This is a genomic window from Pseudomonas sp. G5(2012) (assembly GCF_000408945.1).
Lineage (GTDB): Bacteria > Pseudomonadota > Gammaproteobacteria > Pseudomonadales > Pseudomonadaceae > Aquipseudomonas > Aquipseudomonas umsongensis.
This window is the reverse complement of record NZ_APIO01000198.1, coordinates 1-14,076: the sequence shown is the minus strand read 5'-3', so window position 1 is coordinate 14,076 and position 14,076 is coordinate 1. Positions and strand designations below refer to the sequence as shown.

Sequence of the window (14,076 nt, the reverse complement as noted above, 5' to 3'; positions counted from 1 at the left end):
CACCCCCCCTGTGGGAGCGAGCCTGCTCGCGAAAGCGGTGCACCAGTCAACAGAAATGTTGAATGTGGTGCCGCCTTCGCGAGCAGGCTCGCTCCCACAGTTGTTTCGGGCCTCTCTGTAGGAGCGAGCATGCTCGCGATGAACCCGAGAACGCCGCGGGGTGTCAGGTTTCCCGCGTAATCGTTGGTGACCATCGTCGGAACGCCGCCCGGAGCATGCTCGCTCCTACAGCCGCCTGTCGGTAGTTGTTCGAAGTTGTAACAGCGCCAAACGCGCAGTGCTGAATCTAGATAAATAATCCAGATAAAACAGATGCTTACGCGGATTTTGGTTTGTTACAGCCAATCTCACGAGTAATTGCCGCCTTACTGAACACTCGTTTAGTATGGCCTCAAGTCGCATCACCTCAGACCAATCACAATAATTCGAGGATTCGCATGACTACCCACGATTCTCTGCTCAGTCAGGTCGAAGCCGGCGTTGCCTGGATCACCCTCAATCGCACCGCCCAGCGCAATGCGCTGGACATTCCGACGCTAAAAAACCTGCACGCTTTGCTCGACGCCTTCAACGCTGATCCTGCGGTGCGCGTGGTGGTATTGACGGGTAGCGGTCGCAGTTTCTGCGCCGGCGCCGACCTGGCTGAATGGGCCGAAGCCGAGGCGCGTGGCGCACTGGAAACCTACGGCTGGACCGAAACCGCCCACGCCCTGATGACCCGTTTGCACAGCCTGGATAAACCGAGCATCGCCGCCATCAACGGCACCGCCGTCGGGGCCGGGATGGACTTGACCCTGTGCTGCGACCTGCGCATCGCCGGGCAGTCGGCCCGGTTCAAGGCGGGCTACACCAGCATGGCCTACTCGCCAGACGCCGGCGCCAGTTGGCACCTGCCACGGTTGATCGGCACCGAGCAAGCCAAACGGCTGCTGTTCCTCGACGAACTGTGGGGTGCCGACCGTGCCCTGGCCGCTGGCCTGGTCGGCGAAGTTTGCGCTGACGATCAACTATTGAGCGTCGCTGGCGAGCTCGCCGCACGCCTGGCCGCCGGGCCAACCTTTGCCTTCGCCCAGACCAAAAAGCTCATGCGCGAAGGCGCCGATCGCAGCCTGGCCGAGCAACTGCAAGCGGAACTGGCTGCCGGCCTGTTGTGCGGTCGCAGCGAAGACGGCAACGAAGCGTTGCGCGCCGCCACGGAAAAACGCCCGGCGCGTTTTATCGGTCGCTGACCCTCGGTAAACCTTTAACAGCACTCGAACAACAGGTAGCACCCATGAATTTCCAACTGACTCAAGAACAAGAAATGTTGGTGGACTCGGTACGCAGCTTCGTCGAGAAGGAACTGCTGCCCTATGAAACCGAGGTCGACCGCGCCGACGAAGTTTCCCCGCAATTGGCCGCGCAGATCCGTGGCAAGGCGATCGCCGCCGGTTTCTATGCCTTCAACATGCCCGAGGAGGTAGGCGGTGGTGGCCTCGATTACTTGTCCCAGGCACTGATCGAACGTGAGCTGTCCAAGGTCTCCTGGGCGCTGCACGTGTTTGTCGCGCGGCCGTCGAAGATCCTCATGGCCTGCACCGGCGAGCAGATCAACGACTACCTGTTGCCGTGCATCCAAGGCGAGAAAATCGACTGCTTCGCCCTGACCGAACCAGGTGCCGGCTCCGACGCCAACGCGATCAAGACCCGCGCCGTGCGTGAGGGCGACGACTTTGTCCTCAACGGCAGCAAACACTTCATCAGTCACGCCGGGCACGCCGATTTCGCCATCGTCTTTGCCGTCACCGACACCTACGAACACAACGGCAAGAAGCGCAACGCCGTGACCTCGTTCCTGGTCGACCGCAACACCCCGGGCATGACCATCCGCCGGGGGCCCAAGTGTGTGAGCAACCGTGGTTACCACACCTTCGAAATGTTCTTCGACGACTGCCGCGTACCGGCCAATAAGGTCCTGGGCGAAGTCGGCAAGGGGTGGGACGTGGCCAACGCCTGGCTCACAGCCGGCCGGGTGATGGTCGCCGCCAACTGCGTAGGCCAGGCGCAACGGGCGCTGGACGTGTCGCTGCAATGGGCGGCCGATCGCAAACAGTTCGGCCAGGCCATCGGCACCTACCAAGGCGTGTCGTTCAAGCTGGCCGACATGGCCACGCAAATCCGCGCCGCCGAACTGTTGACCCTGCACACCGCCTGGAAAATGGACCAGGGCACCATGACCGATGGTGAGGCCGGCATGGCCAAGCTGTTCGCCAGTGAAGTGCTCGGTCGCGCGGCAGACGAGGCGGTGCAGATATTCGGTGGCATGGGCCTGATGGACGAAGGTCCGGTGGAACGTATCTGGCGTAATGCGCGGATCGAACGGATTTGGGAAGGCACCTCGGAAATCCAGCGGCACATCATTTCCCGCGAACTGCTGCGGCCGCTGCTGCGCTGATCGCCCGGAGAATTGCCATGTCCCAGACTATTCGTGACAACCTCAAGCGCATGCTCGCGCCACGGCATGTGGCCTTTGTCGGCGGGCGCAGCATGGCCCGCGCCCTCAAGCGCTGCGCCGAGGGCGGCTACCCAGGGCAAATGTGGCTGGTCAACCCGCAGCACGACAGCCTCGAAGGCGTGCCTTGCGTGCGAAACATTACTGACCTGCCGTGCGGGCCGGACGCAGTGTTCATCGCCACCAACCGTGAGCTGACCCTGACCTGCGTCTCACAACTGGCCGCCATCGGCACCGGCGGCGCTATCTGCTATGCCTCTGGTTTCGCCGAAACCGGCACCGAAGGCCAGGCCTTGCAACAGCAGCTGCTTGAAGCCGCGGGCGACATGGCCTTGCTCGGCCCCAACTGCTACGGCCTGCTCGACTACCTGCACAGCAGCGCGCTGTGGCCGGTGGCCCATGGGGGCAAAGCGGTGGAGAAGGGCGTGGCGGTGCTGACCCAAAGCGGCAATTTCGCCTACAACCTGTCCATGAGCGACCGCTCGCTGCCGGTGGCCTACATGGCCTCGGTCGGCAACCAGGCGCAACTGGGGGTGGCCGAACTGATGGACGTGCTGCTCGACGAGCCGCGCGTCACCGCCATCGGCCTGCATCTGGAAGGCCTGAAGAACGTCCCGGGTTTTGCCCGCGCCGCGCACAAGGCGCTGGAGAAGGGCATTCCAATCATCGCCTTGAAAACCGGCGTGTCGCAGATCGGTGCCGAACTGGCCCTCAGTCACACCAGTTCGCTATCTGGTTCCGATGCACTGTACGACGCGCTGTTCGATCGCCTCGGGGTAATCCGCGTCAGCGGCCCCGTGAGTTTCGTCGAAACCCTGAAAGCGGCGGCCTGCGGAAACCTGCCGGCGGGCAACAGTCTGATCGCGCTAGCCTGCTCGGGTGGCGATGCTGGCCTGATCGCCGACTACGCCGAACGCAACGACTTGGGCTTGCCCAAGCTCGATGCCGGGCAAGTCAGCGAACTGGCACAAGTGCTGCCCAGCTACGCTAACCTGGTCAACCCACTGGATTTCACCACCGCCATCTGGGGGGACGGCGAAGCCCTGGGCCGCATGCTCGACAGCGCCCTGCGCACGCCAGCCGATGCAGCGATGCTGGTGCTCGACTACCCGGCGCAATTTACCGGCGAGCGCAAGGAATGCGACCTGTTGCTCGACCTCTACTGCAAGGCGCTGGAACGTCACGGCAAGACCGGTTTCGTCACCTCGGCTTTCCCGGAACTGCTGCCGCCTCACGCCCGTGAGCATTTGCATGCCCAGGGTGTGGCGGCCTTGCAGGGCGTCGAAGACGGCTTGGCGGCGTGGGGGCGTATCGCCGGATACCCACGCAAGCGCCAGGCATTGTTGACGCTGGGCGAGTCGGCACTGGTGCCGCTGTGCCCTCAAGCGCTGGCGGGCGAAGGGCAACTGCTCAACGAATGGGATTCCAAGCAGGCCTTGCGTGCATTCGGCCTGCCGACGCCCGACGGCGTGTTGAGCACACCGGACAATGCGCTGAAGGACGCCGCGGCGCTGGGCTATCCGTTGGTGGTCAAAGTCGTCAGCGCACAACTGCCGCACAAGACCGAAGCCGGTGCAGTGGCACTGAATCTCAAGGACGACACCGCTTTGAGCGCCGCGTTGGACAGGATGCGCGCCAGCATCAACGCGTACGCGCCGCAGGTGGCCTTCGATCAACTGCTGCTGGAACCCATGGCCAAGCCGCCATTGGCCGAGCTGATCGTTGGCATCAAGCGCGAAAACGATTTTGGCCTGGCGCTGGTGATTGGCGCCGGCGGGATTCTGGTGGAGTTGCTCAAGGACAGTCGCAGCCTGTTGCTGCCGACCACCGACGGCGCGATCCGCCAGGCCTTGCTGAGCCTGCGCAGCGCCCCGTTGCTGCAAGGTTTCCGCGGTCGCCAGGCGGCGGATCTCGACGCGCTGGTAGCGGCGATCCGCGCCGTGGCCGACTACGCCTGCGAAAACGCCGGGCAACTGCTGGAGCTCGATGTGAACCCATTGTTGGTCGGTGCCGATGGCACGACCGCGGTCGATGCGTTGATTCGCATCGCTCATGCGTGAGGACCTGAATATGCAAGACAAAACCTTGACCGGTGGCCAGGCGCTGGTGCGCCTGCTGGCCAACTACGGCGTCGATACCGTGTTCGGCATTCCCGGTGTACACACCCTTGAGCTGTATCGCGGACTGCCCGGCAGCGGCATTCGCCACGTGCTGACCCGCCACGAACAAGGCGCCAGTTTCATGGCCGACGGCTATGCCCGGGTCAGCGGTAAACCCGGCGTGTGCTTCGTGATCACCGGTCCCGGTGTGACCAATGCCGCCACCGGCATCGGCCAGGCCTACGCCGATTCGATTCCGATGTTGGTGATATCCAGCGTCAACCACACGGCCAGCCTCGGCAAGGGCTGGGGCATCCTGCACGAGTGCCAGGATCAGCGCGCAATGACGGCGCCGATCACTGCATTCTCAGCGGTGGCCCTGACTGCCGAAGACTTGCCGCAGTTGATCGCCCGTGCCTATGCGGTGTTCGACAGCGAGCGTCCGCGCCCGGTGCACATTTCGGTGCCGCTGGACGTGTTGTCGGCGCCGATCGCCCGTGACTGGAGCAATGACGTGGTACGCCGTCCGGGGCGCGGTCCGGCATCGGCCACTGCACTCGATCAAGCCGTGGCCAAGCTCAACGGTGCGAAACGACCCATGATCATCGCCGGTGGCGGTGCACTCGATGCCGCCTCGCAGTTGCAGGAAATCAGCACCCGACTGGCTGCGCCGCTGTTCACCAGTGTCGCGGGCAAGGGCTTGTTGCCACCGGATGCGCCGCTCAACGCCGGTTCCTCACTGTGTGTGGAACCGGGCTGGAACCTGATCGCCGAGGCCGACGTGGTGCTGGCGGTCGGCACCGAAATGGCCGACACCGACTTCTGGCGTGAGCGCCTGCCGCTCAACGCTGAGCTGCTGCGAGTGGACATCGACCCGCGCAAGTTCAACGACTTCTACCCTTGCGCCGTGGCCTTGCATGGCGATGCGCAACAAACCCTCTGTGGCCTGCTCGAGCGACTGCCATCCGAGGTACGTGATGCAAGCGCTGCGATTGCCTCGGTCAGCGCACTGCGTGAAGCGGTCAAGGCCAGCCATGGCCCGTTGCAATCGATTCATCAGTCGATTCTTGAGCGCATTGCCGCAGAGCTGCCGCAAAACGCCTTCATCAGTACTGACATGACTCAACTGGCCTACACCGGCAACTACGCGTTCGACAGTGCCGCGACCCGCAGCTGGTTACACCCGACCGGCTACGGCACCTTGGGTTACGGCCTGCCGGCCGGGATTGGCGCCAAGTTCGGTGCGCCGCAACGCCCGGGCCTGGTGCTGGTCGGCGATGGCGGTTTCCTCTACACCGCGCAGGAACTGGCAACCGCTGTCGAGGAACTGGACAGCCCGCTGGTGGTGTTGCTGTGGAACAACGATGCGCTGGGGCAGATTCGTGACGACATGCTTGGCCTGGATATCGAGCCCATCGGCGTGCTGCCGCGCAACCCCGACTTCGCGGCCCTCGGGCGCGCGTTCGGTTGCACGGTGAACCAACCGCAAAGCCTGGCCGAGTTGCAAACGGACCTGCGCCACGGCTTCAAGCGCAACGGCGTGACCCTGATCGAACTCAAGCATGCCTGCGCACACTGATTTGTATTTCAAGGGGATGAAGCCATGCGCTTTTCCGATCTGACTCAACGTATCGCCGGTGACGGCGCTGCCGCCTGGGATATTCATTACCGTGCACTGGCCATGCTGGAGCAGGGCAAGGACATCCTGCTGTTGTCCGTGGGCGACCCGGATTTCGACACGCCGCAACCCATCGTGCAGGGCGCCATCGACAGTCTGTTGGCCGGTAACACCCACTATGCCGAGGTTCGCGGCAAGCGCGCCTTGCGGGAGGCCATCGCCAAGCGCCACCATCAACGCAGCGGGCAGCGGGTGACAGCGGACGAAGTCACCGTGCTGGCCGGCGCCCAGTGCGCGCTGTTCAGCGTGGCCCAGTGCGTGCTCAATCCGGGCGATGAAGTGATCGTCGCCGAGCCGATGTACGTCACCTACGAAGCGGTGTTCGGCGCTTGCGGCGCCAAGGTCGTGCCGGTGCCGGTGCGTTCGGAGAACGGCTTTCGCGTGATGCCCGAAGACGTCGCCGCGCGCATCACCCCGCGTACCCGTGCCCTGGCGCTGAACAGTCCGCACAACCCGTCTGGTGCAAGCCTGCCGCGCAGCACCTGGCAAGCGTTGGCCGAATTGTGCATCGCCCACGACCTGTGGCTGATTTCCGATGAGGTCTACAGCGAGCTGCTGTTCGACGGCGAACACGTCAGCCCGGCGAGCCTGCCGGGCATGGCCGAGCGCACCGCGACCCTTAACAGCCTGTCGAAATCCCACGCCATGACCGGCTGGCGAGTGGGTTGGGTGGTGGCGCCGCCGTCCCTGGCTGCGCACCTGGAAAACCTCGCGCTGTGCATGCTCTACGGTTCGCCGGATTTCGTTCAGGATGCGGCGGTCGTGGCATTGGAAAGTGATCTGCCGGAACTGGACGCCATGCGCGAAGCCTATCGCCAGCGTCGCGACCTGGTGTGCGAGCACCTGGCCGATTGCCCGGGCGTGCGTGCCCTGAAGCCCGATGGCGGGATGTTCGTGATGCTCGATATCCGTGAAACCGGGCTCAGCGCCCAGGCGTTCGCTGATCGCCTGCTCGATCGCCACGGGGTTTCAGTACTCGCCGGTGAAGCGTTCGGCCCGAGCGCGGCCGGGCATATTCGCCTCGGCCTGGTGGTTGGCCCTGAACCCTTGCGCGATGCCTGCCAGCGCATCGCCCGTTGCGCCCAGGAACTGATGGAGGCTCAGCTACATGCTTAATCACAAGTCGCTGTTTATCGATGGACGCTGGCAAGTCCCGTCGGGCCAGGGCATCGCGCAAGTGATCAACCCGGCCACCGAAGAAGTGGCGGGCAGCGTGCCGTTGGGCGATGAACGCGATGTGGACAACGCCGTGGCTGCTGCACGCAGGGCCTTTGGTCCATGGTCGCGCATTCCGTCGAGCGTGCGTGCCGGTTACATCCGTGCGTTGGCGGAACAACTGAAGACTCGCGCCGATGAAATGGCCTCGGTGATCACCACTGAACTGGGGATGCCGGTGCAATGGTGCCGTTCGGTGCAAGTGGACGGGCCGATCATTGGCCTTGAACAATACGTAGAACTCGCAGGACTGATGGACGAAGTGCGCGAAGTCGGCAACTCGCGGGTGTACCGCGAGGCGGTGGGCGTCTGTGCGTTCATCAACCCCTGGAACTACCCGCTGCACCAGTTGATCGGCAAACTCGCCCCGGCGCTCGCGGCGGGTTGCACGGTGGTGGTCAAGCCAAGCCAGGAAACCCCGTTGCACGCGTTCTTGCTGGCCCAGATGATCGAGGACATCGGCCTGCCGGCGGGGGTGTTCAACCTGGTCAGCGGACCGGGCTCCAAGGTCGGCGAAGCCTTGGCCAAACACCCGGACGTGGACATGGTGTCGTTCACCGGTTCCACCGGCGCCGGCGTTCGCGTCTCTCAGGCCGCCGCGCCTTCGGTGAAGCGCGTGTGCCTGGAGCTGGGCGGCAAGTCGGCGTTGCTGATTGCCGAGGATGCCGATCTGGAGGCAGCGGTGCGCTATGGCGTCCAGGACGTGATGATCAACTCCGGCCAGACCTGCACCGCGTTGACCCGCATGCTGCTGCCGGCCAGTCGTTATGCCGAGGCGCTGGAAATTGCGCTGGAGGAAACCCTGAGCCTGAAGATGGGCGATCCGCTGGATCCGCAGAGCTTCCTTGGCCCGATGTGCTCCGCCGGGCAACGTCGCACCGTGCTCGACTACATCAGGATCGGCCAGGAAGAGGGTGCACGCCTGTTGTGCGGTGGCGACGCGGCGCCGGAATTCGAGCGTGGCTACTACGTCAGCCCGACGCTGTTCGCCGACGTTAACAACCGCATGCGCATCGCCCAGGAAGAAATCTTCGGCCCGGTGCTGTGCCTGATCCCTTATGAGGATGAGGCGCAGGCGATCCAGATCGCCAACGACTCGCCGTTTGGCCTGTCCAGCGGGGTCTGGGCCGGCAGTGCCGAGCGTGCCTTGCAACTGGGCAGACAGTTGCGCGCCGGGCAATGCTTCCTCAATGGCGCGGCATTCAATTATCAGGCGCCGTTCGGCGGCTACAAACAATCCGGTAACGGGCGTGAATGGGGGGAAGAGGGGCTGGGCGAATTCGTCGAAGTGAAGGCGATCCAGGTGTGACCGTCAACGATTCAAAGACTGTATGCACCGGGCCCAGGCCCGGTGTCTTGCGTGGTTTTGCACGGGTATTTCATTAGCTTTTATCAGGGGCAATGCAATGAGCGATAACAAAAACAAGATTACTCAAGCGAACAATGAATTCAGTTTCCCGCGCAGGGACTTCCTGAAGTACAGCGCCGCCGTGGCGGTGGCCGGGGCGTTCTCCATGGGCTTGCCGACAGGCGCCTTCGCTGCAGAAGCCACGCCGAAGCCGGGCGGCATATTGCGCCTGGGCCTTGCCGGCGGCAGTACCACCGACTCGAAAGACCCGGGGTCCTGGGCGGACACCTTTACCTTCGTCGGTTTCTCGGCGGTCTATAACACCCTGACTGAAATCGCCGTAGACGGCACCGCGATTCCGGAACTGGCCGAGAGCTGGACCTCAACCCCTGATGCCCGCGTCTGGACCTTCAAGCTGCGCCAGGGCGTGACCTTCCACAACGGCAAGAGCCTGACCGCCGATGACGTGGTCGCGTCGATCCAGCATCACCTCGGCGAGAAGTCCACCTCGGCGGCCAAGACCGTGCTGGGCGACGTGGCCAAGGTCAGCGCCAATGGCAGCGACAGCGTGGTGTTCGAACTGCATTCGGGCAACGCCGATTTCTCCTATGTGGTCGCCGATTATCACCTGGCGATCCTGCCGAGCAAGGACGGCGTGGCGGACTGGCAGGCTGGCGCCGGCACCGGTGGCTATCGCCTCAAGGACTTCGAACCGGGCGTGCGCATGACCCTGGAACGCAACCCCGATTACTGGAAAGCCGGGCGTGCGCATTTCGCCAGTGCCGAGTTGATCGCCATCGCCGACGGCGCAGCGCGGGTCAACGCGCTGGTCACCGGGCAAGTGGACGTGATCAACAAGGTCGACCTCAAGACCGTAGCGTTGCTCAAGCGCAACCCGAACCTGGTCATCGAAGAAACCAAGGGTGCCCAGCACTACACCTTCCCGATGCTCACCGACAGCCAGGTGTTCCAGAACAACGACGTGCGCCTGGCGATGAAGCACGCAATCAACCGCGAAACACTACTGGCTTCAGTGCTGTACGGCTATGGCCTGGTGGGCAACGATCATCCGATCCAGCCCGGTAGCCGCTTCATCAACACCGCGCTGGAACAGCGCACCTATGACCCGGACAAGTCGCGTTTCCACCTGAAAAAGGCCGGTCTCGATTCGCTGAAGGTGCGCCTGCAGGCCTCCGACGCGGCGTACACCGGCGCCGTCGATGCCTCGGTGCTGTTCAAGGAACAGGCCCGTGCGGCCGGGATCGACATCGACGTGGTGCGCGAGCCCGCCGACGGTTTCTTCTCCAACGTCTGGATGAAGCAACCCTTCACCACCTCGTTCTGGTACAGCAGCCTGACGGCCGACCGCATGTTCAGCATCGGCTACGCCAAGGGCGCGGCGTGGAACGAAACCCATTGGGACAACCCGCGTTTCAACCAGCTGCTTAACGCGGCCCGGGGCGAGATGAACGAGCCGTTGCGCCGTGAGATGTACAACGAAATGCAGGCGCTGTGCCGGGACGACGGCGGGGCGATCGTGCCGCTGTTCGCCAGCTCCGTGGCGGCGCGTTCCAACCGTGTGGCCCACGGCGGGCAGACCGCGCCATACGGAGAGCTCGACGGCTTGCGCGTGATCGAACGCTGGTGGCAGGCATAAGCGCTCGCCAAACCAATGAAAAACCCCTGTAGGAGCGAGCATGCTCGCTCCTACAGGGGAAATTGTGATCTTCGTAAGGAATCGCACGGTGAATCGGTGATCGTTCCCACGCACAGTGTGGGAACGATCATAAAAAGGTGCCCATTTCTAGGACTGCACGATGAAGAGTATTTTCAAGTTATTGGGGCAGCGTCTGGCTTTAGGCCTGCTTTCGCTATTGGCGGTATCCGTCATCATCTTCCTCGCCGTCGGCCTGCTCCCGGGCGATATCGCCCAGGCTATGCTCGGCCAGTCCGCCACCCCGGAAACCGTGGCGGCCTATCGCGCGCAACTGGGCCTGGACCTGCCACCCCTGACCCGTTTCGGGCAGTGGATCTGGCAACTGCTGCACGGTGATCTCGGCGTATCGCTGGCCAACCAGCGGCCTATCGCCGAACTGGTCGGCAGTCGCCTGGGCAACACCTTCAGCCTGGCGCTGTTGGCCGCGTTGGTGTCGGTGCCTTTGGCATTGTTGCTGGGCATGCTCGCGGCGTTGTACCGCAACAGCTGGTTCGACCGCCTGCTGAACACCTCGGCCCTGAGCGCGGTGTCGTTCCCCGAGTTCTTCGTTGCCTACATCCTGATCCTGGTGTTCGCGGTGAAGCTCAATTGGTTCCCGAGCATTTCCAACCTCTCGCCAAACGCCAGTCTGGGTGAGGTACTGGAGCGCTCGGTGCTGCCGGTGGCGACCCTGAGTCTGGTGGTGATCGCGCAGATGATGCGCATGACCCGCGCCTCCTTGATCAACCTGCTGGCCAGCCCCTACATCGAAATGGCCCGGCTCAAGGGCATCAGCCAGTCGCGCATCATCTTCCGTCATGCCTTGCCCAACGCGCTGGCGCCGATCGTCAACGTGGTGGCGCTGAACCTGGCGTACCTGGTGGTTGGCGTGGTGGTGGTCGAGGTGGTGTTCGTCTATCCGGGCCTCGGCCAGTTGCTGGTGGACTCGGTGGCCAAGCGCGATATCCCGGTGGTCCAGGCTTGCAGCCTGATCTTTGCCGCCACCTACATCCTGCTCAATACCAGTGCCGACGTGCTGTCGATTGCCAGCAACCCACGCCTGATGCATCCAAAGGGGTAGACCATGAGCCTGCTTAAAGAATTGCTCCGGGCGCCGCTGAGTGCGAAGTTCGGATTACTGGTGATCGTCGTGTATATCCTGGTGGCGCTGTTCGCCCCGGTGCTGGCGCCGTTTGGCGAAACCCAGGTGGTGGGCGAGGGCTTCGCGCCGTGGGGCGGGCAGTTCCTGTTGGGCACCGATAACCTGGGGCGCGACATGTTCAGCCGCCTGGTCTTTGGTGCGCGCAACACACTGGGCATCGCGTTCCTGACCACGGTGCTGGCGTTCCTGCTCGGTGGCACCTGCGGCCTGATCGCGGCGATCAAGGGCGGTTGGGTCGATCAGGGCCTGTCGCGGGTCGTCGACATCCTGATGGCCATTCCGCAATTGATCTTTGCCTTGCTGATTCTCAGTGTGGTCGGCACCACGGCCACCTCACTGGTGCTGGTGATCGCGCTGCTGGATGCAACCCGGGTGTTTCGCCTGTCCCGCGCCGTAGCGATGAACGTGGTGGTGCAGGACTTCGTCGAGGCCGCGCGCCTGCGCGGTGAAGGCCTGTGCTGGCTGGTCACCCGCGAGGTACTGCCCAATGCAGCGGCGCCGCTTATTGCCGAATTCGGCCTGCGGTTCTGCTTCGTGTTCCTGTTCATCAGTGCGTTGTCATTCCTCGGCCTGGGCATCCAGCCGCCCACCGCGGACTGGGGCAGCATGGTGCGCGACAACGCGGTGCTGATCACCTTTGGCGACATCAGTCCTTTACTGCCCGCCCTGGCCGTGGCCTTGATCACGGTCAGCGTCAACTTCGTCGTCGACTGGATGCTGCACAAGTCCAGCGGCCTCAAGGAGTGCTGAACATGACGACATCCAAACCGTTGCTGGAAATCCGCAACCTGCACATCGAAGGTCACTACGAGGATGCCTGGCATCCGCTGATCAAGGGCATCGACCTGACCCTGCAACGTGGTGAGGTGCTGGGGCTGATCGGTGAATCCGGGGCGGGCAAATCGACCCTCGGCTTATCTGCCATGGGCTATACCCGCGACGGCTGCAAGATCACCGGCGGCACGGTGCATTTCGACGGCATCGACCTGCTCAAGGCCAAACCCGAGGCATTGCGCAAACTGCGCGGCCTGCGCATCGCCTACGTCGCGCAAAGTGCGGCAGCCTCGTTCAACCCGGCCCATCGCTTGATCGATCAGCACGTGGAAACGGCGGTGAAGAACGGTGGCATCAGCCGTGAACAGGCAATGCGCGAGGCGGTGCAGTTGTACCGCGTGCTGCGCTTGCCCAACCCCGAACAGATCGGCCAGCGTTACCCGCACCAGTTCTCCGGCGGCCAGCTGCAACGGGTCATGACCGCCATGGCGATGGCCTGCCATCCGGACTTGATCATCTTTGACGAACCGACCACCGCCCTGGACGTCACCACCCAGATCGAGGTGCTGGCGGCGATTCGCGATGCGGTGAAGACCTACGGCAGCGCGGCGATCTACATCAGCCACGACCTGGCGGTGGTGGCGCAGATGGCCGACCGCATCATGGTGCTGCGCCACGGCAAGCTGGTGGAGGAGGCCGAGACCCGCAAGATGCTCGGTGACCCGCAGGAGGAATACACCAAGTCACTGTGGGCGGTGCGCAGTTTCCGCACCGAAGCCAAAGCCTGCCCGCAACAGGAAAAGCCGCTGCTGGAACTGCGCAACAGCTGCGCCAGCTACGGGCGGCAACCGGTGCTGCATGACGTTTCCTTGAAGCTGTATCGCGGCCAGACCCTGGCGGTCATCGGCGAATCGGGCAGCGGCAAAAGCTCCACGGCGCGGTTGATCACCGGCTTGTTGCCACCGACCCAAGGTCAAGTGCTGTATGACGGCGAACTACTGCCAGCGGACTTTCGCCAGCGCAGCAAGGAGCAACTGCGGCGCGTGCAGATGATTTACCAGATCCCCGACACGGCGCTGAACCCGCGCCAGCGCATCGTCGACATCATCGGCCGGCCACTGACGTTCTATCTGGGGCTCAAGGGCAAGGCCATGCGCGCGCGGGTGGCCGAGCTGCTGGAGATGATCGAACTGGACCCGGCAACGTTCATGGAGCGTCAGCCCCGGGAATTATCTGGTGGACAGAAACAGCGGATCTGCATCGCCCGAGCCCTGGCCGCCGACCCGCAACTGATCATCTGCGACGAAGTCACCTCGGCCCTCGACCAACTGGTGGCCGAAGGTGTGCTCAAGTTGCTCAACCGCATTCAGCAACAGCTCGGCGTCGCCTACCTGTTCATTACCCATGACGTTGCCACCGTGCGCGCGATTGCCGACGAAGTGCTGGTGATGCAACGGGGCAGGGTGGTGGATCATGGCTCGCGCAGGGCTATTTTTACCCCCCCCCCTCCAGACTATAACCGGGCGCTGTTTTTCTCCCAACCCCCAAAGGACCCCCCCCTGCCCCCGCCCCCTCTTGGCACCCGAGCCGCCGCCCACACAAACACACCCCCC

General features: G+C 63.5%; 10 protein-coding genes. All 10 read left to right on the top strand.

Annotated features, from left to right (window positions below; genetic code table 11):
• Nucleotides 1-437 precede the first annotated feature (437 nt).
• A complete protein-coding gene (locus tag PG5_RS32460; protein ID WP_020801319.1) occupies nucleotides 438-1,229 on the top strand; it encodes an enoyl-CoA hydratase/isomerase family protein in 792 nt (263 codons plus the stop codon).
• Between the two features lie 44 nt (nucleotides 1,230-1,273).
• Nucleotides 1,274-2,434, top strand: coding sequence for an acyl-CoA dehydrogenase family protein (locus PG5_RS32455; protein WP_020801318.1), 1,161 nt, complete (start codon nucleotides 1,274-1,276; stop codon nucleotides 2,432-2,434).
• 17 nt (nucleotides 2,435-2,451) lie between these two features.
• Complete coding sequence (locus PG5_RS32450) at nucleotides 2,452-4,551, top strand: acetate--CoA ligase family protein (protein WP_020801317.1); 2,100 nt, start codon at nucleotides 2,452-2,454, stop codon at nucleotides 4,549-4,551.
• A gap of 10 nt (nucleotides 4,552-4,561) precedes the next feature.
• Nucleotides 4,562-6,169 (top strand): 5-guanidino-2-oxopentanoate decarboxylase, encoded by a 1,608-nt coding sequence (locus PG5_RS32445; protein ID WP_020801316.1) that lies wholly within the window; start codon nucleotides 4,562-4,564, stop codon nucleotides 6,167-6,169.
• Between the two features lie 24 nt (nucleotides 6,170-6,193).
• Nucleotides 6,194-7,384 carry a pyridoxal phosphate-dependent aminotransferase gene (locus PG5_RS32440; RefSeq protein ID WP_020801315.1) on the top strand — a complete coding sequence of 397 codons (1,191 nt, stop codon included), beginning with the start codon at nucleotides 6,194-6,196 and terminating at the stop codon, nucleotides 7,382-7,384.
• Nucleotides 7,377-8,792 (top strand): aldehyde dehydrogenase family protein, encoded by a 1,416-nt coding sequence (locus PG5_RS32435; protein WP_020801314.1) that lies wholly within the window; start codon nucleotides 7,377-7,379, stop codon nucleotides 8,790-8,792. Before PG5_RS32440 ends, PG5_RS32435 begins: the two co-directional genes overlap by 8 nt.
• Before the next feature lie 97 nt (nucleotides 8,793-8,889).
• On the top strand, nucleotides 8,890-10,488 hold the full coding sequence (locus PG5_RS32430) for an ABC transporter substrate-binding protein (protein ID WP_020801313.1): 1,599 nt from the start codon (nucleotides 8,890-8,892) through the stop codon (nucleotides 10,486-10,488).
• A gap of 160 nt (nucleotides 10,489-10,648) precedes the next feature.
• Nucleotides 10,649-11,608, top strand: coding sequence for an ABC transporter permease (locus tag PG5_RS32425; RefSeq protein ID WP_020801312.1), 960 nt, complete (start codon nucleotides 10,649-10,651; stop codon nucleotides 11,606-11,608).
• A 3-nt stretch (nucleotides 11,609-11,611) separates the two neighbouring features.
• On the top strand, nucleotides 11,612-12,439 hold the full coding sequence (locus PG5_RS32420) for an ABC transporter permease (protein WP_020801311.1): 828 nt from the start codon (nucleotides 11,612-11,614) through the stop codon (nucleotides 12,437-12,439).
• 2 nt (nucleotides 12,440-12,441) lie between these two features.
• The coding region (locus PG5_RS32415) for an ABC transporter ATP-binding protein (RefSeq protein ID WP_052024762.1) at nucleotides 12,442-14,076 on the top strand (1,635 nt) is incomplete at its 3' end.

Excerpts from the sequence above, each read along its gene's own strand:
- PG5_RS32460 (WP_020801319.1), top strand. The coding sequence starts at position 438 with ATGACTACCCACGATTCTCTGCTCAGTCAGGTCGAAGCCGGCGTTGCC.
- PG5_RS32455 (WP_020801318.1), top strand. The coding sequence starts at position 1,274 with ATGAATTTCCAACTGACTCAAGAACAAGAAATGTTGGTGGACTCGGTA.
- PG5_RS32450 (WP_020801317.1), top strand. The coding sequence starts at position 2,452 with ATGTCCCAGACTATTCGTGACAACCTCAAGCGCATGCTCGCGCCACGG.
- PG5_RS32445 (WP_020801316.1), top strand. The coding sequence starts at position 4,562 with ATGCAAGACAAAACCTTGACCGGTGGCCAGGCGCTGGTGCGCCTGCTG.
- PG5_RS32440 (WP_020801315.1), top strand. The coding sequence starts at position 6,194 with ATGCGCTTTTCCGATCTGACTCAACGTATCGCCGGTGACGGCGCTGCC.
- PG5_RS32435 (WP_020801314.1), top strand. The coding sequence starts at position 7,377 with ATGCTTAATCACAAGTCGCTGTTTATCGATGGACGCTGGCAAGTCCCG.
- PG5_RS32430 (WP_020801313.1), top strand. The coding sequence starts at position 8,890 with ATGAGCGATAACAAAAACAAGATTACTCAAGCGAACAATGAATTCAGT.
- PG5_RS32425 (WP_020801312.1), top strand. The coding sequence starts at position 10,649 with ATGAAGAGTATTTTCAAGTTATTGGGGCAGCGTCTGGCTTTAGGCCTG.
- PG5_RS32420 (WP_020801311.1), top strand. The coding sequence starts at position 11,612 with ATGAGCCTGCTTAAAGAATTGCTCCGGGCGCCGCTGAGTGCGAAGTTC.